At 70.3% G+C, this 21,887-nt stretch carries 18 protein-coding genes and 1 pseudogene; 5 read left to right on the top strand and 14 right to left on the bottom strand.

What is annotated here, in order from left to right:
* Window positions 1–158: 158 nt before the first annotated feature.
* On the bottom strand, window positions 159–1,676 hold the full coding sequence (locus ACFZBP_RS18030; RefSeq protein ID WP_383453494.1) for a glutamate--cysteine ligase: 1,518 nt from the start codon (window positions 1,674–1,676) through the stop codon (window positions 159–161).
* A 556-nt stretch (window positions 1,677–2,232) separates the two neighbouring features.
* Between ACFZBP_RS18030 and ACFZBP_RS18025 the strand changes: the two genes are divergently transcribed.
* Window positions 2,233–2,835, top strand: a complete 603-nt coding sequence (locus ACFZBP_RS18025) for a hypothetical protein (RefSeq protein ID WP_383453492.1) — start codon at window positions 2,233–2,235, stop codon at window positions 2,833–2,835.
* A 457-nt stretch (window positions 2,836–3,292) separates the two neighbouring features.
* Window positions 3,293–3,499 carry a DUF5999 family protein gene (locus tag ACFZBP_RS18020; protein ID WP_030053671.1) on the top strand — a complete coding sequence of 69 codons (207 nt, stop codon included), beginning with the start codon at window positions 3,293–3,295 and terminating at the stop codon, window positions 3,497–3,499.
* A 130-nt stretch (window positions 3,500–3,629) separates the two neighbouring features.
* Here the strand turns inward: ACFZBP_RS18020 and ACFZBP_RS18015 are convergent, their stop codons facing one another.
* The 13 genes and pseudogenes from ACFZBP_RS18015 to ACFZBP_RS17955 form a co-directional block, all read right to left on the bottom strand.
* Window positions 3,630–4,673, bottom strand: a complete 1,044-nt coding sequence (locus ACFZBP_RS18015; protein WP_391414179.1) for an endo-1,4-beta-xylanase — start codon at window positions 4,671–4,673, stop codon at window positions 3,630–3,632.
* Between the two features lie 53 nt (window positions 4,674–4,726).
* Entirely contained in the window at window positions 4,727–5,491 is a 765-nt protein-coding gene (locus ACFZBP_RS18010) for a carbohydrate ABC transporter permease (protein ID WP_383453931.1), read from the bottom strand.
* 71 nt (window positions 5,492–5,562) lie between these two features.
* The gene (locus ACFZBP_RS18005) at window positions 5,563–6,567 is read right to left on the bottom strand and encodes a carbohydrate ABC transporter permease (RefSeq protein WP_383453488.1); all 1,005 of its coding nucleotides are present in this window, start codon (window positions 6,565–6,567) and stop codon (window positions 5,563–5,565) included.
* Between the two features lie 6 nt (window positions 6,568–6,573).
* Window positions 6,574–7,869 (bottom strand): extracellular solute-binding protein, encoded by a 1,296-nt coding sequence (locus ACFZBP_RS18000; protein WP_391415088.1) that lies wholly within the window; start codon window positions 7,867–7,869, stop codon window positions 6,574–6,576.
* Window positions 7,870–8,052: 183 nt separating this feature from the next.
* Complete coding sequence (gene lysA / locus ACFZBP_RS17995) at window positions 8,053–9,387, bottom strand: diaminopimelate decarboxylase (protein WP_391414176.1); 1,335 nt, start codon at window positions 9,385–9,387, stop codon at window positions 8,053–8,055.
* Window positions 9,384–9,755, bottom strand: a complete 372-nt coding sequence (locus ACFZBP_RS17990; RefSeq protein WP_391414174.1) for an SAV_915 family protein — start codon at window positions 9,753–9,755, stop codon at window positions 9,384–9,386. The genes lysA and ACFZBP_RS17990 overlap by 4 nt, the downstream gene beginning before the upstream one ends.
* A 211-nt stretch (window positions 9,756–9,966) precedes the next feature.
* Complete coding sequence (locus tag ACFZBP_RS17985; protein ID WP_391414172.1) at window positions 9,967–12,510, bottom strand: DUF4118 domain-containing protein; 2,544 nt, start codon at window positions 12,508–12,510, stop codon at window positions 9,967–9,969.
* 2 nt (window positions 12,511–12,512) lie between these two features.
* Window positions 12,513–13,052 (bottom strand): response regulator, encoded by a 540-nt coding sequence (locus ACFZBP_RS17980; protein ID WP_391414170.1) that lies wholly within the window; start codon window positions 13,050–13,052, stop codon window positions 12,513–12,515.
* 3 nt (window positions 13,053–13,055) lie between these two features.
* A complete protein-coding gene (locus tag ACFZBP_RS17975; protein WP_391414168.1) occupies window positions 13,056–13,688 on the bottom strand; it encodes a potassium-transporting ATPase subunit C in 633 nt (210 codons plus the stop codon).
* A gap of 28 nt (window positions 13,689–13,716) precedes the next feature.
* Entirely contained in the window at window positions 13,717–15,813 is a 2,097-nt protein-coding gene (kdpB, locus tag ACFZBP_RS17970) for a potassium-transporting ATPase subunit KdpB (RefSeq protein ID WP_391414166.1), read from the bottom strand.
* A 32-nt stretch (window positions 15,814–15,845) separates the two neighbouring features.
* Window positions 15,846–17,510 (bottom strand): annotated as a pseudogene (kdpA, locus tag ACFZBP_RS17965) (potassium-transporting ATPase subunit KdpA).
* 8 nt (window positions 17,511–17,518) lie between these two features.
* Window positions 17,519–17,608 (bottom strand): K(+)-transporting ATPase subunit F, encoded by a 90-nt coding sequence (gene kdpF / locus ACFZBP_RS17960; RefSeq protein WP_009326374.1) that lies wholly within the window; start codon window positions 17,606–17,608, stop codon window positions 17,519–17,521.
* A gap of 272 nt (window positions 17,609–17,880) precedes the next feature.
* Window positions 17,881–18,141 (bottom strand): hypothetical protein, encoded by a 261-nt coding sequence (locus ACFZBP_RS17955; RefSeq protein ID WP_391414164.1) that lies wholly within the window; start codon window positions 18,139–18,141, stop codon window positions 17,881–17,883.
* Between the two features lie 662 nt (window positions 18,142–18,803).
* Between ACFZBP_RS17955 and ACFZBP_RS17950 the strand changes: the two genes are divergently transcribed.
* The 3 genes from ACFZBP_RS17950 (at window position 18,804) to ACFZBP_RS17940 (ending at window position 21,863) form a co-directional block, all read left to right on the top strand.
* Entirely contained in the window at window positions 18,804–20,765 is a 1,962-nt protein-coding gene (locus ACFZBP_RS17950) for an amino acid transporter (protein WP_391414162.1), read from the top strand.
* A gap of 102 nt (window positions 20,766–20,867) precedes the next feature.
* A complete protein-coding gene (locus tag ACFZBP_RS17945; protein ID WP_391414160.1) occupies window positions 20,868–21,389 on the top strand; it encodes a hypothetical protein in 522 nt (173 codons plus the stop codon).
* 366 nt (window positions 21,390–21,755) lie between these two features.
* Entirely contained in the window at window positions 21,756–21,863 is a 108-nt protein-coding gene (locus ACFZBP_RS17940) for a TOBE domain-containing protein (RefSeq protein ID WP_383453926.1), read from the top strand.
* Window positions 21,864–21,887 lie beyond the last annotated feature (24 nt).

Genomic DNA, 21,887 nt, shown 5'->3' with positions numbered 1-21,887 from the left:
CCAGTGAGTATTTCCGCCTCGTCCGCGACAGGGAGGGGCACCACCGTCATGGGACGTCACAGCTTGCCCGATCAGTATGGGCCGGGCGACGTCGACCCCCTCGACGCGACGGTGCGCAGGAGGCCAGGCACCCCCTGCGCACCGCTCCGCGCCGGTCGTCAGCCCAGCGGCACCGGCTCCAGCAGGCCGACCGGCCAGGTGTGGACGGGATCGCCGCGGTGCATGAGCTCGCGGTAGCGGCGGGTCGTGGCCGCCAGGGCCGCGTCCCTGGTCAGGCCCGCCTCCAGGGCCTTGTGGAAGGTGGCCGCCTGCCAGGACGCGCCGTTCGTCCGCCTGCGGCACCGCTCCTCGATGACGCCCAGATAGAAGTCGCGGTCGGCCCGCTCGACGCCCCACGCGTCCAGACCGACCTCGGCCAGCGGCAGCAGTTCGTCGCGTACGAGGCTCACCGCGTCGACCTCGGCCGTCCCGCCGTACCGGCCGCGCCGGGGCCAGCGCAGCCGCGCGTCGATGCCGTGCCTGCACGCCGCGTCGAAGTTGGCGGCGGCCGCTTCGAAGGGGAGCCGGGTCCACACGGGCCGTGACTCCTCGGCGAGGGCGCGGACGACGCCGTAGTAGAAGGCCGTGTTGGCGATGACGTCCGTGACGGTCGGGCCGGCGGGCAGGACGCGGTTCTCGACACGCAGGTGCGGGACGCCGTCGGCGACGCCGTAGACCGGCCGGTTCCAACGGTAGATGGTGCCGTTGTGCAGGACGAGTTCGGCGAGCGACGGTGTGCCGCCGGCGTCGATGACCTCGAGCGGGTCCTCGTCGTCACAGATCGGCAGAAGGGCCGGGAAGTACCGCAGGTTCTCCTGGAAGAGGTCGTACGCCGAGGTGATCCACCGCTCCCCGAACCAGGTGCGCGGCCGTACGCCCTGGGCCTGGAGCTCGGGCGGGCGGGTGTCGGTGGACTGCTGGAACAGCGGTGGGCGCGACTCCCGCCACAGCTCGCGTCCGAACAGGAACGGCGAGTTGGCACCCACGGCGACCTGTGCGGCGGCGACCGCCTGTGCGGCGTTCCAGACGTCGGCGAAGCGCCCCGGGGTGACCTGGAGGTGCAGCTGTACGGAGGTGCAGGCGGCCTCGGGGGCGATGGAGCCGGAGGTGCAGGTCAGGTGCTCCACGCCGTCGATGTCGAGCGTGAAGTCCTCGCCGCGGGCGGCCACGATCTGGTCGTTGAGGAGGGTGTAGCGGTCGACGGCGGAGAGGTTCGAGGAGACCAGGTCGTCCCGGTCGAGGGTCGGCAGAATGCCGATCATCACGATTCCCGCGTCGAGCTCGCCGGCTTTTCGGTCGGCATATGCCAGGGAGGTGCGGAGTTCCTCCGCGAGCTGGTCGAATACCCGGCCCTGGAGCGGGTGTGGGGCTATGTTCACTTCCAGGTTGAACATGGCGAGTTCTGTTTGGAAATCGCGGCTCGCGATCCGCTCCAGCACCTGCATGTTCAGCATTTTCGGCATGCCGTCGGCGCCGGTGAGGTTCAATTCGATCTCCAGCCCCATCAGGTTCCTGGGGCGGTCGAACCGCCTCTCCTCCAGCAGCCGCTCCAGGCCCGTCAGACACCGCCGCAGCTTCTCGCGGTAGTGCTGGCGATCGGACAGATCGAACCGACCTGCCACGACCTTCTCCCCCATCGAAGCTTCCCTCCTCGGATGGGCGGGCCGAGTTTACGGCCGCCGGTCTCCCGGGTCAGGTGGGATGATGCCCAGCGGAAGCGATCGATAACGTCCCGCTTCCACCCGGCGCCCGCTACTCTGTCGGACGTGACCGGCGGCACATTCACCAGGCATGCGGCACTCCGCAGTTGCGGACTCCTCACGAACTCGTGAAAAACGCCGACGAGAATTGGCCGTCCGCGCCCCGGGTATTTTTCGAGGTCATCGCCGTATGATCGGTCGGCACTCAGGATGATTCCCGCATATCACCGGCCGAATGAACCCTTGCCGGGTGCACCGATATCGGCTAGATGAAACATCGTCTGAACACTCGTCGTATAAACTCCGCAATCAAGGCAGAGGGTTGGCGCCCACGGTCCCTGGAGTCCTGCCGTCACGTCACGGCAGACCCCACTCACCCCCCTCGCGCTTCCCGACCCCGGCCCCCGCCTCTCTGACCTCCGTGAGCAGACAGCGCCGTCCGCCCCCGTCACGCCCTCGCGCCACCGGCTCTCCGAATGAGAGGCGACCCACCATGCCGCTGCATGTTCCCCCGGCTCCCGCGCCCGCACTTCGCTCCGTCCTCACCGCCCTCGGCTCGCCCACCGCGGTCAGTGAGGCCCGAACACCCTCCCTGCGCGCCGCGCAGGGGCCCGCCACACCCGAACTCCCGCTGCCCGTGCACGTCCTGGACGAGATCACCCCGGCAGGGGTGACCGCGACCCGGCTGGCCGGCTGGCGCTTCCTGATCCGCTGCGGGGAACGCGCGGTGGCCGCGGCCGAGACCCGGCTGACCCCGGACGGCTGGACCTTCTCGCACTTCTTCGAAGGACCCTACGTCGCGTCCACCGAACGGGCACTGCAGCAGGCCGAGACGATCGCCCAGTCCTACCAGCCGCGCCTGCTGTCGTTCCCCGGCCTCTACATGCTCACCCTGTGGCTGCACGGCGACTGCACCGCGGACGGCGCCGGCGGCCACCCCGCCGCGACGGACATCCTCGTGCCGCTGGCCCCGGCCCCGCCCGGCATCGCGGCCCACCTGCCGCTGCGGGTCGCCGAGCTGCTCCCGGTGCTGACCCACCGGGCGACATCGGCCCCGCTGCCGCCCCTGCCCCCGCTGCTGGGCTCCCCCGCCTGACAGCTCCCGGCGCGAGCGCCTCCGTACCCCGTCACCCGGTTTCCGGGCGGCGGGGTACGCCGCTGTCCGGCCACGGGACTAGGCTCGTATCGGACGACAGGAAATCGAGCGACGTAAATACGCAAGGGTGTCGCTCGCGCGAGCGACAATACGCTCGAACGAGCTCCTCAGGGCGTCCGGGTCACCCGGACTAGCCCCATCCGGCCACGCAGAACCACCCGAAGTGACAGTGGAGTTGGGATGAACCGCCGACGTGCCCGACGCGTCATCAACCTGTGAGAAAGCGGTGCCGCGAAATCCCTGCGGATTGACGCCCGTGGGGCAACACTGGGTTCCGACCGACTAATCACAACGGGGGGCGGCCATGAACGAAGTTTCACGCCGCGAAACAGACACGACAGCCACCACCGTCACGACATCCACTCCACCCGTCACAACAGAGCGAAAGATCCCCTCCATGTGCCAGCACCAGCCACCGTGCCCCTCAGCCGACTCCGCCGACCGGGAATCCGCCCGTCTCGTGGCGCACCACCCGGAGCAGGGATGGAGCCTGCTGTGCAACGGTGTTCTGCTCTTCGAGGACACCGGTGAGCTCCTGCCGGACGGCCAGATCATCGCCCCGCACCGTCCGCTGGGCACCGGCAAGGTGATGACCGCCGCGTGACGCCTGCCCGGCGTCGCACCACCGGGCGGAGTGACGAACGCCCGGCGTACTCCCAGGGGCCGGTCGCAGACCCTGACTGCGAGCCGGCCCCCACGTGTTTCGGGAGACGGTCACTCACCGTAGCCGGAGGCTACTTCAGCGCTTCCCGCAGCGCGAAGTACGCCGGCTTCGGCCGCAGCTGTTCGTCCCACGGCAGCGCCGCGCCCTCGCCCGGGAAGAACGCCGGGATCCAGCTGTACTTGTCCGTGTAGTCCCAGACGGTGATCCCCACGCACCGGCGCACCGCCAGACAGGCCCCGGTCATGTCCCGGTACCAGTCGGCCTGCTGGGCCAGCTTCTCCTCGGTCGCGGGCAGCTGCATGCGTACGTCGACCTCGGTGAGCGCGGTGTCGAGGCCGAGCCGCGAGAAGCGGCGCAGGTTGTCCTCCAGGGTGGTCGGATAGCCGTACTGGAGGGCCAGATGGGTCTGCAGGCCGAAGCCGTGCAGCGGCACGCCCTGTGACCTCAGCTCCTTGGCCAGCCTGTAGTAGGCGTCGCTCTTGGGGCCGATCGCCTCGACGTTGTAGTCGTTCAGGTACAGCCTGGCCTTCGGGTCGGCCTGGTGGGCCCAGCGCAGGGCGTCGGCGATGTAGCCGGGGCCGAGCGTCTTGTAGAAGACCGTCTCGCGGTACGTGCCGTCCTCGTTGAAGGCCTCGTTGACGACGTCCCAGGCGTAGATCTTGCCCCGGTAGTGCCGCACCTCGGTCTGGATGTGCTTCTTCAGTACGGCCCGCAGCTCGGGCGCCGTCCACTCGCGGCCGGTGAGCCAGCCGGGCAGCTGGCTGTGCCAGACGAGAGTGTGGCCGCGCACCTTCTGGTGGTGGGCGCGGGCGAGGTCCACGATCTCGTCGCCCTTGGAGAAGTCGAACACGCCCTGCTCGGGCTCGGTGGCGTACCACTTCATGCCGTTGCCCGGTGTGATCTGGTCGAACTCGCTGCCGAGGAGCGCCTTGTACGGCTCGTCGACGAGTTCGGGGTTGTCGGTCGCGCTGCCGAAGTAGCGGCCGTGGCGCTGGGCGAGGTCGGCGAGGGTGGGCGGCTCGTGCCGTGCCTGGGCGGGCGGTCCCGCGCCGATCCCTGCGGCGACCAGGAGCGCGGCGAGGGCGCCGACGAGTCTGAGACGGTTCTTGCGCATGGTGCGACTCCTCACGGTGCGGATGTGTGGGTAGCCGTACGTCCGCCTGCGCGTCACCCCTTGGTGGCGCCGGCGGTGAGGCCGCCGACGAGCTGGCGCTCGGCGACCGAGTAGAAGGCGAGTGCGGGGACCATGGCCAGCACCAGGTAGGCGAAGACGCGGGCGTAGTCCGCCGAGTACTGGCCCTGGAACTGCTGGACGCCGATCGGGATGGTCCACCAGGTGGAGTCGGTGAACACCAGCAGCGGCAGGAAGAAGTTGTTCCAGCTGGTGACGACGGCGAGGACCGAGACGGTGCCCAGCGCGGGCCGCGCCATGGGCAGCAGCACGCGCCAGAAGAACCCGAAGGAGCTGCACCCGTCGAGCGTGGCCGCCTCCTCCAGCTCCCCGGGGATGTCCCGGAAGAAGCCGCGCAGGATGATGATGGTCATCGGCAGTCCGAACGCGGCCTGCGGCAGGATCACGCCGAGCGGGTTGTCCAGCAGGTCCATGGAGCGCAGCAGCAGGAACAGGGGCAGGGCCGCCACCGCGAACGGGAACATCAGGCCCATCGTGAAGAGGGTGAACAGTCCCTCCCGGCCGCGGAAGGCGAACCGCGCGAAGGAGAACGCCGACAGCGCGGAGACCGCCACGACCAGCACGGTCGTACCGATCGCGATCAGCGTGCTGTTGCCGATCAGTCGCCAGAAGTCCCCCGAGCCGAGGATGTCCGTGTAGTTGCCGGTCACCCAGGACTCGGGCAGGCCGACCGGGTTGCGGGAGAGCTCGTCGGTGGACTTGAAGCCGGACAGCACGGCGTAGAGCAGCGGCACGACCATCACCGCGCCGACGAACACGAGGACCACGTGCAGCGGCAGGTTCCTCCTGCGCCGCCTGTCCGGCCTTGCCGTCACTTGCCGCCTCCCCGCATCGTCGTGGTGGCTCCCTGGAGGTCGCGGCGGAGCACGAACCGCTGGTAGGCGAGGGCGAAGACGAGGCTGATGCCGAACATGGCCACGCTGATCGCGCTGGCGTAGCCGACCTGGTAACGCTTGAAGCCGTACTGGAACAGGGTCACGGCCATCGTCTCGGAGTGGTGGTCGGGTCCGCCCGCGGTGGTCACCCAGACCAGGTCGAAGAGCTGGATCGACCCGATGACGGACAGGAACACGCTGATCCGCAGCGTGGGCGCGAGGAGCGGCAGGGTGACGTTGCGGAAGCGCTGCCAGGCGCTCGCGCCGTCGATGAGCGCGGCCTCGGTCAACTCCCGGGGGATGGACTGGAGTCCGGCCAGATAGAGCATCATGTGGAAGCCGAAGTACTTCCACGTCATGACCAGGAACAGCGTGGCCATCACGGTGGAGGGGTCGGCGAACCACTCGCCGCCGAGCCCGTCGAGGCCGACGCCGCCGAGGATCTGGTCGGCGAGGCCGTCGTCGGGGGCGAAGATCATGCCGAACAGGACGCCGGTGATCGCCTCGGACAGGACGTACGGGCCGAAGAACAGCATCCGGTAGAGCGCCCGGCCGCGCAGCCTCTGGTTGAGGAGTACGGCCATGGCGAGCGCGAACGGCAGCTGGATCGCCAGGGACAGCACGACCAGGACCAGGCAGCGCCACAGGTCGCCGAGGAAGACGGGGTCGTCGAGGAGGCGGGTGAAGTTGTCGGCGCCGATGTAGTCGGACGGCATGCCGAAGCCGCCCCAGCGGAAGAAGGCCGCGTACAGGGCGAACAGCATCGGCAGCAGAACCAGGACGAGGAAGAGCACCAGCGCGGGCACCTGGAAGCCGACCGCGGTGAGCCAGTGCAGCAGTCGGCGCCGGGCCCGCCCCCGGGCCGCGCCGGCCGTCGGGGGCGGGCGGTCGACGCCGGGGCCGGGCTGCTTGTCGGCGGACGGCAGGAACGTGGAGGTCATCGCCGGCTACTGCTCTTCCTTCGCGGTCTGCGTGATCGACTCGGCGACCTGCTGCGGCGACTTGGAGCCGGCGATGAGCCCGGCGACGCTGTCGTTGACCTCCTGGCCGACGGCGGGCGCGTAGGCCTGGTCGAGGTAGAGCTGGAAGCCGGTGGTGGCCTTCAACTGGGCCTGTACGGCCTTGATGTTGGGGTCGGTGATGGCGCTCTCGGCGGCGGGGACGACCGGGAGGACGCCGGTCTTCTTGACCAGTTCCACGTCGGTCGCCTCGGAGGCGAAGAACTTCAGGAAGTCGACGGCGGCCTGCGGGGCCCCGCTGCGCAGGGCGTGTCCGCCGCCTCCGCCGAACACCTCGGTGATCGTGCCCTTGCCGCCGTCGACCGCGGGGAACGGGAAGAACCCGAGGTCGTCGCCGAGGCCCTTGCCGGCGTCGGCCTGCACGACCGGGGCCCACTGGCCCATGAGTTCCATCGCCGCCTTGCCGTTGCCGACGGTCGCGGCCTGCCCGGTGGGGCTGGAGTAGGCGGCGCCGAGGAAGCCCTTCTGGAACGGCTGGAGGTCGACCAGCTCCTGGAGGTGCTGTCCGGCCTGGACGAACGGGTCGCCGGTGAAGTCCTTGTCGTCGTACGCCTTCTGGAGGGCGGAGGCGCCCGCGGTGCGCATCGAGAGGTAGGCCCAGTAGTACATGCCGGGCCACTTCTCCTTGCCGGCGAGGGCGAGCGGGGTGGTGCCCTTCGCCTTCAGCTTCCGTACGGCGTCGAGGAACGCGCTCCAGGTGGCCGGCGGCTCGGCTATGCCCGCGTCCTTGAAGAGCGCCTTGTTGTACCAGAAGCCGATCATGCCGATGTCGAACGGGATGCCGTACACCTTGTCGTCGAGGAGGTACGGCTCCTTGGCGACCGGCAGCAGTCCCTCGGCGAAGTCCTTGGTGCGGTCGGTGAGGTCCTCGACGAGGCCGGCCTCGACCTGCTGTTTCAGGACGCCGCCGCCCCAGGTGTGGAAGATGTCGGGGAGCTTCCCGGAGGCGGTCAGGGCCGTCATCTTCGATTTGTAGGCGTCGTTCTCCAGCTGGACGATCTTCACCTTGACCTTGGGGTTCTGGGCCTCGAACTTCTTGGCCAGCGCCGCCCAGACGCTCTTCGTCGGCTCGGTCGTGGAGATGTTCCACCACTCGATGGTGGTCGTGCCGTCCGACGACGCTCCCTCCGAGTCGCCACCGCAACCGCTCAGCGCCGTCATGCCCACACCGGCCGCGGCGGAGACCGCCAGGAAGCCTCTGCGGGACAGTCCCGGGTCGCCCATCATGCGCTCCTCGAAAGTTTCGATCCTGATCCAGAAAGCTGCGTTGCTGCCGCACCCTAGAGACAGCTTTCAAACGGTGGCAACCCCTTGGACAGGGTGAATCTTTCGCTGATCGTCAATACGGAGTCAGCCGTCGAGGCAGAACGAAACATTCGATCCAGCTGGCGAACCTTACGCGGCCCTCTAAACACCTACGTCGCGGCTGCGGATGTCCTCCAGGGACTCGCGGCGGACCAGCAGCCGGGCCCGGCCGTCGTTCACGGCGACCACGGGTGGGCGGCCGACCAGGTTGTAACCGGAGGCCATGGACAGGTGGTAGGCGCCGGCGGCCGGGACGGCCAGCAGGTCCCCGGGCCTGATGTCGCCGGGCAGTTCGACGTCGTCGGCGAGGATGTCACCGGCCTCGCAGTGCCGGCCCACCACGGTCACCCGGGCCGGGGCCGCGGTGCTGTGCCGGCCCACCAGCCGGGGCGCGTAGCGGACCCCGTACAGCGCGGGCCGGGGGTTGTCGCCCATGCCGCCGTCGACGGCCACGTACGTGTGCGGGCCGGTGCGCTTGACGGCGAGGGCGCGGTACAGCGCGACGCCTGCCGGGCCGACGACGGCCCGCCCGGGCTCGATGACGAGGCGGGGCACGGCGAGCCCGGCCGCCGTGCACGCCTCGGCCAGCTCCGCACGCACCTTGCGGGCGAGGGCGGTGAGGTCCAGGGCCGGTTCGCCGGGGCGGTAGGCGATGCCGTGGCCGCCGCCCAGGTCCAGTTCGGGCAGGGCAAGACCGTGCCGTTCGTGCAGCCGCGCCATGAGGCCGACCATGCGCCGCACGGCCGCGATGTAGGGCTTGACGCCGGTGATCTGGGAGCCCAAGTGGCAGTGCAGACCGGTCAGTCGGAGCTGCGGCTGGTCCAGGATCCGGGCGATGGCGTGCTGGGCGTACCCGTCCCTGATGGACAGCCCGAACTTCTGGTCCTCGGTACCGGTCCGGATCTTGTCGTGACCGCCGGCACTGATACCGGGCACGACGCGGACCATCACCTTCTGGTGGCCGTCCGGCCCGACCGCGGCGGCCAGCCGGGCGATCTCCGACGGGCTGTCGATGACGACCCGCCCGACCCCGAGGCGCAGCGCGATCTCCAGGTCGCGCGGCGACTTGGCGTTGCCGTGCAGCACGATCCGCTCCGGCGGGAACCCGGTGGTGACCGCGAGCTCCAGCTCACCGGCCGAGCAGACATCGAGACCGAGGCCCTCCTCGGCCACCCAGTGGGCCATCGCCCGGCACAGGAAGGCCTTGGCGGCGTAGAGGACGTCGGCCTCTGGGAAGGCGTGGCGGTAGGTGCGGCAGCGTTCGCGCACCTCGCCCTCGTCGAGCACGTAGGCGGGCGTACCGAAGCGGTCGGCGACCTCGGCCAGCGGCACCCCGCCGACGGTGAGTTCGCCCGGCCGGGGCTCGGCGGCCGAGGCGGGCCACACCGAGAGCGCGTCGGCCGAGGCGGTGACGGCGGGGTCGTGAAGGGTGGTCATCGGGGGTCCCCCTGCAGCGTGAACCGCCGTGCCGGTGGCCGCTGTCGCACGGGCTCGGCGTCGGCCGGCGTGGTGGGGGCCGGGGCGGGCGCGTGGAACTGGGGGTCCACCGTGACCGTGGTGACGCCGAGGGGCGCGGTCAAGGCGCGCAGGGCCGGCTCGGCGAGCCGGATCCAGGGCTGGTCGGGGCCGAGTGTCGCGGTCAGCCGCCGCAGCGAGGTGAACCCCACGGCCGTACGGTCGCCGAGGGGCGTGCGGAACAGGCGGGCCGCGCAGGCGGCGGGTCCCGGCCGGACCGGAACGTACAGGGGGCCGGCCGGGAACCGATCAGAGGGCTCGGGGTCCTCGTCGGACAGGATGTCTGCCATGGGGTGCCTCCGTGAGGGACGGGCGAGTGCCTTGACAGCCCCGGACGCGGGGAGGCGGACCGGGGCTCGTCACCGACGCTATGCCCGGTGCGGCGGGGTCCCCCATGCCCCATGACGCGATGCTGACGGAGTTCGGTCGGACGTTGACGGGATGCTGACGGTGCGGAGCGCCGGCGTCCCTGAAGCGACCGACCGGACCACTGCCGAGCCGCTACGAAGCGACCGCGGCCGGCGTCTCCGGCTCCCCCGGGTTCCGCCCCCGCGCCATCCGCAGGCTCAGCACCATGGTGAGCCCACCGCCGGGTGTGTCCTCGGCGTTGATCGTGCCGCCCATGGCCTCGGCGAAGCCGCGGGCGACGGCGAGGCCGAGGCCGACTCCGGCGCCGCGCGGAGCGTCGCCGTAGCGCTGGAAGGGCTCGAAGATGCGTTCCTTGGCGTCGTCGGGGACGCCCGGCCCGCGGTCGACCACCCGCACCTCGACGCGGTCGGCGAGGGCGCTGGCGGCAACCAGTACCGGCTCGTCCTGGCGGCTGTACTTGACGGCGTTCTCCACGACGTTGGCGACGACGCGCTCCAGCAGGCCCTTGTCCACGGAGACCATGGGCAGGGTCTCGGGGATGTCCAGGTCCACGCTGTCCTCCGGGACTCCGCCGAGGGCCATGGGCACCACCTCGTCGAGGTCGATCTCGCGGATCAGCGTCGTGACCGTGCCGGTCTGCAGGCGGGACATGTCCAGCAGGTTGCCGACCAGGTGGTCGAGGCGGTCGGCACCCTCCTCGATCGCCTCCAGCAGCTCCGCCCGGTCCTCCTCGGACCACTCGACGTCGTCCGAACGCAGCGAGGAGACCGACGCCTTGATCCCGGCGAGCGGGGTGCGCAGATCGTGGCTGACGGCGGCCAGCAGCGCCGTACGGATCCGGTTGCCCTCGGCCAGTTCCCTGGCCCGGCCGGCCTCGTGCCGCAGCCGCCTGCGGTCCAGGACGACGACGGCCTGGGCGGCGAAGGCGGCGAGCACCCGCCGGTCCTCGGCGGGCAGGACACGACCGGTCAGCGCGAGGGCCATGTGGTCGCCGACCGGCATGTCGGCGTCCGCCTCCTCGGGGCTCCGGCAGGGGCGGGGGCCCACGCTGCCCGCGCAGGTCCAGGGGGCCACGTCGCTCTCCCGCTCCAGCAGCGCCACCGACACCATGCCGAAGGTCTCGCGGACGCGTTCGAGCAGCTCCTCCAGGCTGGTCTCGCCGCGCAGCACGTTCCCGGCGAGGAAGGAGAGGATCTCCGACTCGGCCCGCAGCCGGGCGGCCTGGTGGGTGCGGCGGGCGGCGAGGTCGACCACGGAGGCCACCGCCACCGCCACTCCGACGAAGATCGCGATGGCGACGATGTTCTTCGGGTCGGCGATGGTCAGCGTGTGGACGGGCGGGGTGAAGTACCAGTTCAGCAGCAGCGAGCCCACCACCGCCGACGCCAGTGCCGGCAGCAGGCCGCCGAGGAGCGCCGCCGCGACGGTCAGTGTCAGGTACAGCAACATGTCGTTGGCGAGGCCGACTTCGGGGGCGACATGCGTCAGCAGCAGGGTGAGCAGGACCGGCCCGAGCACGCCGACGAGCCAGCCCCGCACGGTCCGGGACCGGCCGAGGCGCGCTCCCCGGGCCACGGGCAGTCCGCGCCCTTTGCCCGCCTCGTCGTGGGTGATCAGGTGGACGTCGAGGTCGGGGCCGGAGTCCCGGGCGACCGTGGCGCCGACGCCGGGTCCGAGGACGTACTGCCAGCTCTTGCGGCGGGAGACGCCGAGGACGATCTGGGTGGCGTTCACTCCGCGCGCGAAGTCGAGCAGCGCCTTGGGGACGTCGTCGCCGACGACGTGGTGGAAGGTGCCGCCGAGGTCCTCCACCAGCTCGCGCTGCACGGCCAGTTCCTTCGGTGACGACGACGTCAGCCCGTCGCTGCGGGCGATGTAGACGGCCAGCACCTCGCCGCCGGCACCCTTCTCCGCCAGCCGCGCGGCCCTGCGGATCAGCGTCCGCCCTTCCGGGCCGCCGGTGAGCCCGACGACGATCCGCTCCCTGGACCCCCATATCGTGGAGACCTCGTGCTCGCTACGGTAGGCGTTGAGGTACTCGTCGACCCGGTCGGCCACCCAGAGCAGGGCCAGTTCGCGCAGCGCGGTGAGGTTGCCGGGGCGGAAGTAGTTGGAGAGGGCGGCGTCGACCTTGTCGGGCCGGTAGATGTTGCCGTGGGCCATGCGCCGCCGCAGGGCCTGGGGCGACATGTCGACCAGCTCTATCTGGTCGGCCCGGCGGACCATCTCATCGGGCACGGTCTCCTGCTGCCGGACGCCGGTGATCGACTCCACGACGTCGCCGAGGGACTCCAGGTGCTGGATGTTGACGGTCGATATGACGTCGATCCCGGCCGCCAGCAGCTCCTCCACGTCCTGCCAGCGCTTGGCGTTGCGCGAGCCCGGGACGTTGGAGTGGGCCAGCTCGTCCACGAGCGCCACCCGGGGGCGCCGGGCCAGCACGGCGTCGATGTCCATCTCCGTGAAGGAGGTGTCCCGGTACTCCAGTTCCCGGCGCGGGGTCTGCTCCAGGCCGTGCAGCATGACTTCGGTGCGCGGCCGGCCGTGGTGCTCCACGTAGGCGACCACGCAGTCCGTACCGCGTTCGACGCGCCGGTGCGCCTCGGACAGCATCGCGTACGTCTTGCCGACGCCCGGTGCCGCACCGAGGTAGATCCGAAGCTTGCCGCGTGCCATGTTCACCCTTCGAAGCGGTAACCCGTGCCGGGTTCGGTGATGAGATGGCGGGGGTGTGCGGGGTCCGCCTCGAGTCTTCTGCGCAGTTGGGCCATGTGGACGCGCGGGACCCTCTTGGCCGGCAGGTCGATGGTGAACCCGGCCGTCTCCACGTGCGGCGTCCCCGGGGCCGGGGACGTGACCTCGGTACGGCGGACGGCGGCCCGCAGCCGGGCCATGAGTTCGCCCATGCTGTAGGGCTTGGTGACGTAGTCGTCGGCGCCCGCGTCGAGTGCGGCCACCTTCTCGGCGGAGGCCCGCCGGGCCGACAGCACCAGGATCGGCATCGGGGACCAGCCGCGCAGCGCCCTGATGACGTCGAGCCCGTCCATGTCGGGCAGGCCGAGGTCGAGCATGACGACGTCCGGCTGACGCGCGGCCGCCAGCCGGAGGGCCGTGGTGCCGTCGGGCGCCGCGTCCACTCCGTACCGGCGTGCCTGCATGGTGATCGCGAGTGCCCGTACCAGCCGGGGATCGTCCTCCACGACCAGCACCCGGGTCATCGGTCAGTCGCCCTCGGTCAGTGCCCTGAGCGCGACGTTGAGTTCGAGGACGTTCACGCGCGGCTCCCCGATGAAGCCGAGGGCGCGTCCGTCGGTGTGCTGCTCGACCAGCCTGCGTACCTGGGCGACGGTGAGGCCGTTCCGCTCGGCGACCCGGTGGACCTGGAGATCGGCGTACCGCGGCGAGATGTCGGGGTCGAGTCCGGAGCCGGAGGACGTCACCGCGTCGGCGGGCACGTCGGCCGGTCGGACCTTGTGGTCGGCGGTGGAGTTGTCCTTGACGACCTTGGCCTTCGCCTCCTTCACCCACTTGATCAGCTCGGGGTTGTCACCGGAGCGGTTCGTGGCGCCGGAGAGGATCAGCCGGTACTGGGTGTTGACCGAGTTCACCCCCAGTCCGTTCGCGGGGCGGGGCTGGAAGTAGTCCAGGCTGTAGCCCTGTTGACCGATCAGCGACGAACCGACGACCTTGCCGTCCGCCTTGATCTCCGAGCCGTTCGCCTTGTTGTGGAAGAGGGCTTGGGCCACGCCTGTGACGGCCAGCGGATAGAGCACGCCGGTGAGCACGGTCAACACCAGCAGCGCCCGCAGGCCCGCGGCCAGCAACCGACCGGTGTTCACAACGGAGTTGTTCATGATGGTGGTTCACCACGCTTCTGAAGAATTACAGGCCGGGGATGAGAGAGATGAGCAGGTCGATGAGCTTGATGCCGATGAAGGGCGCGACCAGTCCGCCCAGCCCGTAGACGGTGAGGTTCCGGCGCAGCATGCGGTCCGCGCTGACCGGCCGGTACCGCACGCCCTTCAGGGACAGCGGCACCAGCGCGACGATGATCAGCGCGTTGAAGACGACCGCCGACAGGATCGCGGAGTCCGGCGAGGACAGGCCCATGATGTTGAGCTTGTCCAGGCCGGGGTGGACGGCCGCGAACAGCGCCGGGATGATCGCGAAGTACTTGGCGACGTCGTTGGCGATCGAGAACGTCGTCAGCGCACCGCGCGTGATCAGCAGCTGCTTGCCGATCTCCACGATCTCGATGAGCTTGGTCGGGTCGGAGTCGAGGTCGACCATGTTGCCGGCCTCCTTGGCGGCCGACGTGCCGGTGTTCATCGCCACCCCGACGTCGGCCTGCGCGAGGGCCGGCGCGTCGTTCGTGCCGTCCCCGGTCATCGCGACCAGCTTGCCGCCGGCCTGCTCCCGCTTGATCAGCGCCATCTTGTCCTCGGGGGTCGCCTCCGCGAGGAAGTCGTCGACGCCCGCCTCCTCGGCGATGGCCTTGGCGGTCAGCGGGTTGTCGCCCGTGATCATGACGGTCTTGATGCCCATCCGGCGCAGTTCCTCGAACCGCTCCCGCATGCCGTCCTTGACGACGTCCTTGAGGTGGATGACGCCCAGCACCCGCGCTCCGTCGGCGTCCTCGACCGCGACGAGCAGCGGGGTACCGCCGGCCTCGGCGATGCGGTCGGCGAGCCGGTCCGCGTCCTCGGCGACCGTGCCGCCCTGCTCCCGCACGCAGGCGACGACGGAACCGGCGGCGCCCTTGCGGATCTTGCGCCCGTCGACGTCCACGCCGGACATCCGGGTCTGGGCGGTGAAGGCGATCCACTCGGCGCCGGTCAACTCGCCCTGGTGGCGCTCGCGCAGGCCGTACTTCTCCTTCGCCAGTACGACGACGGAACGGCCCTCGGGCGTCTCGTCGGCCAGCGACGACAGCTGCGCGGCGTCCGCGACCTCGGCCTCCGTGGTCCCGTTCACCGGCACGAACTCGGCCGCCCGGCGGTTGCCGAGCGTGATGGTGCCGGTCTTGTCGAGCAGCAGCGTGGAGACGTCGCCGGCGGCCTCGACGGCCCGGCCGGACATGGCGAGGACGTTGCGCTGGACCAGCCGGTCCATGCCCGCGATGCCGATCGCGGAGAGCAGCGCGCCGATGGTCGTGGGAATCAGGCAGACCAGCAGGGCGACCAGCACGACCATCGTCAGCTTGGTGCCCGCGTAGGCCGCGAGCGGCGGCAGCGTGGCACAGGCGAGCAGGAAGACGATGGTCAGGGACGCGAGCAGGATGTTCAGCGCGACCTCGTTGGGCGTCTTCTGCCGGGCCGCGCCCTCGACGAGGTTGATCATCCGGTCGATGAAGGTCTCGCCGGGCTTCGTCGTGATCTTGATGACGATCCGGTCGGAGAGGACCTTCGTGCCGCCGGTGACGGCCGAGCGGTCGCCGCCGGACTCCCGGATGACGGGCGCCGACTCACCGGTGATCGCCGACTCGTCGACGGACGCGACCCCCTCGACGACGTCGCCGTCGCCGGGGATGACGTCGCCCGCCTCGCAGACGACCAGGTCGCCGATCCGCAACTCGGTGCCGGGCACGCGCTCTTCGGCCGACCCGTCGAGCCGCCTGGCCACGGTGTCGGTCTTGGCCTTGCGCAGCGTGTCGGCCTGGGCCTTGCCGCGGCCCTCGGCGACGGCCTCCGCCAGGTTGGCGAAGACCACGGTCAGCCACAGCCAGACACTGATCGTCCAGCCGAACCAGTCATCCGGGTCCGTGAAGGAGAAGACCGTCGTCAGTACCGACCCGATCCACACCACGAACATCACGGGCGACTTGACCATCACCCGCGGATCGAGCTTGCGGAAGGCGGCCGGCAATGACCTGCCCAGCTGCTTCGGTTCGAAGAGACCCGCGCCGACACGGCCTTCGGGGGACTTGTGCCCGGTCGGTACGTCGCTGTGCGGCGCCCGGGTCGGAGTGGCTGTGGACATGGAGTCCTCGTGATTCGTTACGTCGGTGCTCATCACGCCAGCCCTTCGGCCAGCGGACCCAGCGCCAGGGCGGGGAAGTACGTCAGACCGGTGACGACGATGATCGTGCCGACCAGCAGACCCGCGTACAGGGGCTTGTCGGTGCGCAGGGTGCCCGCGGTGGCCGGAACCGGTCGCTGCTCGGCGAGCGAGCCGGCCAGCGCCAGCACGAACACCATCGGCAGGAAGCGGCCGAACAGCATGCACAGGCCGAGCGTGCTGTTGAACCACTGCGTGTCCGCGTTCAGCCCGGCGAAGGCCGAGCCGTTGTTGTTGGAGGCCGACGTATAGGCGTAGAGGATCTCGGAGAACCCGTGCGCCCCCCGCTGTTGGTCATGGAGTTCGCCGGGGTCGGCAGGGCCATCGCGAGCGCGGTGAAGACGAGCACCAGCGCCGGGGTCACCAGGATGTAGCAGGCCGCGAGCTTGATCTCGCGGGAGCCGATCTTCTTGCCCAGGTACTCGGTCGTACGGCCGACCATGAGACCGGCGATGAACACCGCGATGACCGCCATGATCAGCATGCCGTAGAGGCCGGAGCCGGTACCGCCGGGCGCGATCTCGCCCAGCATCATCCCGAGCATGGCGACGCCGCCGCCGAGACCCGTGAACGACGAGTGGAAGGCGTCCACCGCACCGGTCGAGGTGAGCGTGGTCGAGGTCGCGAAGATCGAGGAGGCACCGACGCCGAAACGCACCTCCTTGCCCTCGTACGCCCCGCCCGCGAGGTCGAACGCCGGGCCGTGGTGGGCGAACTCGGCCCACATCATCAGGGCGGTGAAGCCGATCCAGATGGTGGCCATCGTCGCGAGGATCGCGTAGCCCTGCCTGACCGAGCCGACCATGAGGCCGAAGGTGCGGGTCAGGGCGAACGGGATCACGAGGATCAGGAAGATCTCGAAGAGGTTGGAGAACGGGGTGGGGTTCTCGAAGGGGTGGGCGCTGTTGGCGTTGAAGTAGCCGCCGCCGTTGGTGCCGAGCTCCTTGATCGCCTCCTGCGAGGCGACCGCGCCGCCGTTCCACTGCTGTAGGCCGCCCATGAACTGCCCGACCTCGTGGATGCCGGAAAAGTTCTGGATCGCACCGCAGGCGACGAGCACGACCGCGGCGACGGCCGCCAGCGGCACGAGAACGCGGACGACACCCCGCACCAGGTCGGCCCAGAAGTTGCCGAGTTCACCGGTACGCGAGCGGGCGAACCCGCGCACGAGGGCCACCGCGACGGCGATGCCGACGGCAGCCGACACGAAGTTCTGCACGGCGAGGCCGGCCGTCTGCACGACGTGGCCCATGGCCTGCTCGCCGGAGTACGACTGCCAGTTGGTGTTGGTGACGAACGAGACGGCGGTGTTGAACGCCTGGTCCGGGTCGATGGACCGGAAGCCGAGCGAACCGGGCAGGACGGCCTGGAGCCGCTGCAACAGGTAGAGGAACAGCACGCCGACGACGGAGAAGGCGAGAACGCCCGCGCAGATAGGCGGGCCAGCGCATCTCGGTGTCGGGGTCGGCTCCGATGCCCTTGTAGATCCACCTCTCGACGCGCCAGTGCCGGTCGGCGGAGTAGACCCTGGCCATGTAGGTGCCCAGGGGTGTGTAGGGGAGGGCCAGCGCGCCGATCAGGGCGAGCAACTGGAGGACGCCTGCGGTTACGGGACCCATGGCTGTGCTCAGAACCTCTCCGGGAAGATCAGGGCGAGGACGAGATAGCCCAGCAGGGCGACGGCCACGACGAGGCCGACGACGTTCTCGGCGGTCACAGCTTGGTCACCCCCTTGGCGACGACAGCCACCAGCGCGAAGCACGCGATCGTGACGACGCCGAAGGCCAGATCGGCCATCGTGGACTCCTGGAGTGGGGTTCGGTTCGGACAGCGACGTCTAGAGGAAACAGCTCGTACGGCCGGATTCGGCCGCCGTTGACGGGTCCCTTACGGCGCTCTGCGCGGCCTTGACGGGACTCATACGCGGCACGGGTCACGCGGACCCGGTGGGAGCGAGTCGGGTGGGAGCGGGTCGGTCGGCGGCGCCTGTCAGGGCGGGCGGAACCGCAGTCGGCAGATCACCGCGTCGGTCTCTCGCCGAACGGCGTGCGCGACGACGGCGCCCCACTGGTTCCGCGGAAGCCGCCCCCGCCTGCGCTCCGTCTCGGTGATCAGCACGGTGACCCGGGAGGCCGGCTCCGAGGCCGTGACGGCCTCGGAGGCCGTGACGGCACGGACGTGGGCGGCGACGGGCCGGCCCGGACCGCGCCGCTCACAAGTCAGCCGGACCAGCGGCACCCCGGGTCCCACTCGGCCCCGGAGATCACCTCGGGCCCGTAGGCCACCGACGCCCTGGCGCCGAGGGACAGGGCGGCGAGGCCGGTGACGGCGGTGAGCCGATGCCGTTCGCCGGACGCCGACGCCGGCGGCTCCTCGGCGGCGAGGGACCCCCCGGGGCTCGGTGGTCAGGCCGGACAGGGAATGCGGGCTCCTCCGTACGACGAGCGGGCACCGCGAGACGGCCGGGCGTGCCGCACCCGGGCTCTGTCCGGATCCCGCCGCTCCCCGCCCCTCCTCGCGCGTTCATCGCCCGCCAACCGGCCGACCTTGACGCCGCGTTGACGCGCGTCCCGCGCGCGCCTGCGATCACCCCCGGTCGGCCCCGCCGCACAAGCCCCCTCCCGCCAAGCGGCGCACACGCGATCACGCTGCGTACCCACCCCGCGCGGGCAGGCCGTCCACCCGTCCCCCCACACAGCCCAGCCAGGCCCGACGGGCCCAGCCACCCCCCGACCAGCACCGAACCGCGCATCTCATATAGCGCCCGCCGCGGACATGCCGAGTCTTAACGGAAGCTTGACGCCCGCAGCGCCCCGATCCGTGGGCCCGTGCGTCACTCTCTGCTTACGCTGGTGCCGCCGTCCGCGTGATGGCCGGAACCACGCGCCGACCCGCACATCAGGAGCACGCCGATGGCCACGACCGAACACCCCCCGCCCAGTCGCCTGCGCGCCTGGATGCTGGAGGGCCTGTCCGACATGGGCAAGGACCACGGCCACGAGGAACAGCAGACCGAGACCGAGGCTGAGCAGGAGCACAAGGGCCAGCCCTGGTACCGCGTCATGTGCCTCACCGGCGTCGACTACTTCTCGACCCTCGGCTACCAGCCGGGCATCGCGGCCCTCGCGGCCGGCCTGCTGTCCCCCATCGCCACGATCGTCCTCGTGATCGTCACCCTGGCCGGAGCCCTGCCCGTGTACCGGCGCGTGGCCGAGGAGAGCCCGCACGGCCAGGGCTCGATCGCGATGCTGGAGCGGCTGCTGACCTTCTGGAAGGGCAAGCTCTTCGTCCTGACCCTGCTCGGTTTCGCCGCCACCGACTTCCTGATCACCATCACCCTGTCGGCGGCCGACGCCTCGACACACCTGGTCGAGAACCCGCATCTGAACAGCGCCCTGCACGACAAGCAGATGCTGATCACCCTGATCCTGGTGGCCCTGCTCGGCGCGGTCTTCCTCAAGGGCTTCCTGGAGGCGATCGGCGTCGCCGTGGCCCTGGTCGGCGCCTACCTCGCGCTGAACGCCGTCGTGGTGGCCGTCGGCCTGTACCACGTCGTCACCGAGGGCCACGTCGTCACCGACTGGTCCAACGCCCTCACGGCCGAGCACGGCAACGTCTTCGTCATGATCGGCGTGGCCCTGATCGTCTTCCCCAAACTCGCGCTCGGCCTGTCCGGCTTCGAGACCGGCGTCGCGGTGATGCCGCACGTCAAGGGCGACCCGGGCGAGACCGAGGAGAACCCTCGGGGCCGGATCCGGGACACGAAGAAGCTGCTCACCACCGCCGCACTGATCATGAGCTGCTTCCTGATCGCGACGAGCTTCATCACCACGCTGCTGATACCGGAGAAGGAGTTCGAGTCGGGCGGACAGGCCAACGGCCGCGCGCTGGCGTTCCTGGCGCACGAGTACCTCGGTGGCGCCTTCGGCACGATCTACGACGTCTCGACGATCGCCATCCTGTGGTTCGCCGGTGCCTCCGCCATGGCCGGCCTGCTCAACCTGATGCCGCGCTATCTGCCCCGCTACGGCATGGCCCCGCACTGGGCGCGGGCCGTCCGCCCGATGGTCATCGTCTTCACCCTGGTCGCCTTCCTGGTCACCTGGATCTTCGACGCCGACGTCGACGCCCAGGGCGGCGCCTACGCCACCGGCGTGCTGGTCCTCATCAGCTCCGCCGCCATCGCCGTGACCATCGCGGCCCGCGAGGCCGGCCAGCGGAAGTGGTTCATCGGCTTCGCGGTCATCTCGGCGGTGTTCCTCTACACCACCGTCGTCAACGTCATCGAACGCCCCGACGGCGTGAAGATCGGCGCCTGCTTCATCGCCGGCATCATCCTGGTCTCCCTCCTGTCCAGGCTGGCCCGGGCCTTCGAGCTCCGCGTGACCGACGTGACGCTCGACGGCATGGCGGAACGTTTCGTCAGAGATATGGCCAGCCGGAGGATCCGCCTCATCGCCAATGAGCCCGACCGGCGGGACAAGGCCGAGTACCGCGACAAGATCGAGCAGATCCGGGCCGACAACGACATCCCGGACCAGGAGGACTTCGTCTTCGTCGAGGTGACTGTCACCGACCCGTCCGAGTTCGAGGCGGGCCTGACCGTACGCGGCGAGGTCCTGCACAACCGCTACCGCGTCCTGACCCTGGAGTCCTCCTCCATCCCCAACGCCCTGGCCGCCCTCCTCCTCCACGTCCGCGACACCACCGACCGGATACCCCACATCTACTTCGAGTGGACCGAGGGCAACCCCTTCACCAACTTCCTGCGCTTCTTCCTCTTCGGCCAGGGCGAGGTCGCCCCAGTCACCCGAGAGGTGCTGCGCGAGGCCGAGCCGGACCGGGACCGCCGACCCCGCGTCCACACCGGCTGAAACGGGCGCGCCCATCAGGATCGCGTCAAGGTTGCGCCGTAAGGCGTCAGAGCACCGCAGGCACGGGGTCGTTCGGGCGCCCGCACCCCTACCGTCGGCACTGTGCAGGGATACGGACCGCGTCCGACCCCGACCGGCGACCGGCACTGGCGTGGCAGTGCCCGGTTCGCCCTGGGCTGCGCCCTGCTCTTCCTCGGCATGACCCTCCTGGTCGACCTGGACGGCGAGACCCTCACCCCCGCCCGCACCCTCCTCTGGCTGGCCCTGACCGCCCTGCTCTTCACGATCCTCTTCCCCCAGCGCGTCACCGCCGGCCCCGGCTGGCTCGAGGTCCGCGGCCTCCTACGCCGCCAGACCGTACGCACCGACGAACTCGTCGCCGTACGCCGGCACGGCCGCGTCACCGCCCTCCTCACCCTCCGCGACACAGACGGCTACCGCCTCGACCTGGACCCCCGCGTCCTCATCGCCAACCCCCTCCTCTGGCACGAACTCGACACCGGAGTCCGCCGCTCCCGTGAACGCGGCACCCTCCTCGAAGGCACCGACGTACTGGAACAACTGGCCCACCAGATCGACGACGCAACAACCCAGGCCATCCTCAAAGCATCAGGCTTCTCCTGACCCACCCCCCGGGCGCTCCCCCAATCCGCCCACGACCAGCCCACCCAACGCTCAACAACGAACCGAGGCTCCTCTCACAGTCGCCCCAGGCACCCCAGCCCGCCCGGCACCCCCCATCCCGTCCGGCGTTTGAGGACGAGGCCCGAAGGGCCGACAGCGGGGTCGAAGGGGCGGAGCCCCTTCAAGGGATGGGACGGGTAGGGGCGGCGGGGGCGAGAAACCGCCCGTAGCAACCGACCAGCAGCCACCGCGCACCCGAGCCCCCCTCCCCCACCACCCCCGCCGTCGGCGAGGCACCCCCATGCCCCTGAGCATCCGCAACCAACTCCCCGGCACCATCACAGCCATCGCGTAGACGGCACAGCCCTGACCGCAGCCATCACCACCGACGCCACCACAGACCTCGCCCTGCCCCCCGAAATGCCCGTCACCGCACTGATCAAGGCAAGAGAGGTGGCACCGACAACAACATGAACCACAAAAGGGCCCCGCCCCGGC

The organism is Streptomyces sp. NPDC008086 (assembly GCF_042957325.1).
Classification (GTDB): Bacteria; Actinomycetota; Actinomycetes; order Streptomycetales; family Streptomycetaceae; genus Streptomyces.
Note: the sequence above shows the minus strand (reverse complement) of the source record. Positions and strands in the feature narration are given on the sequence as shown.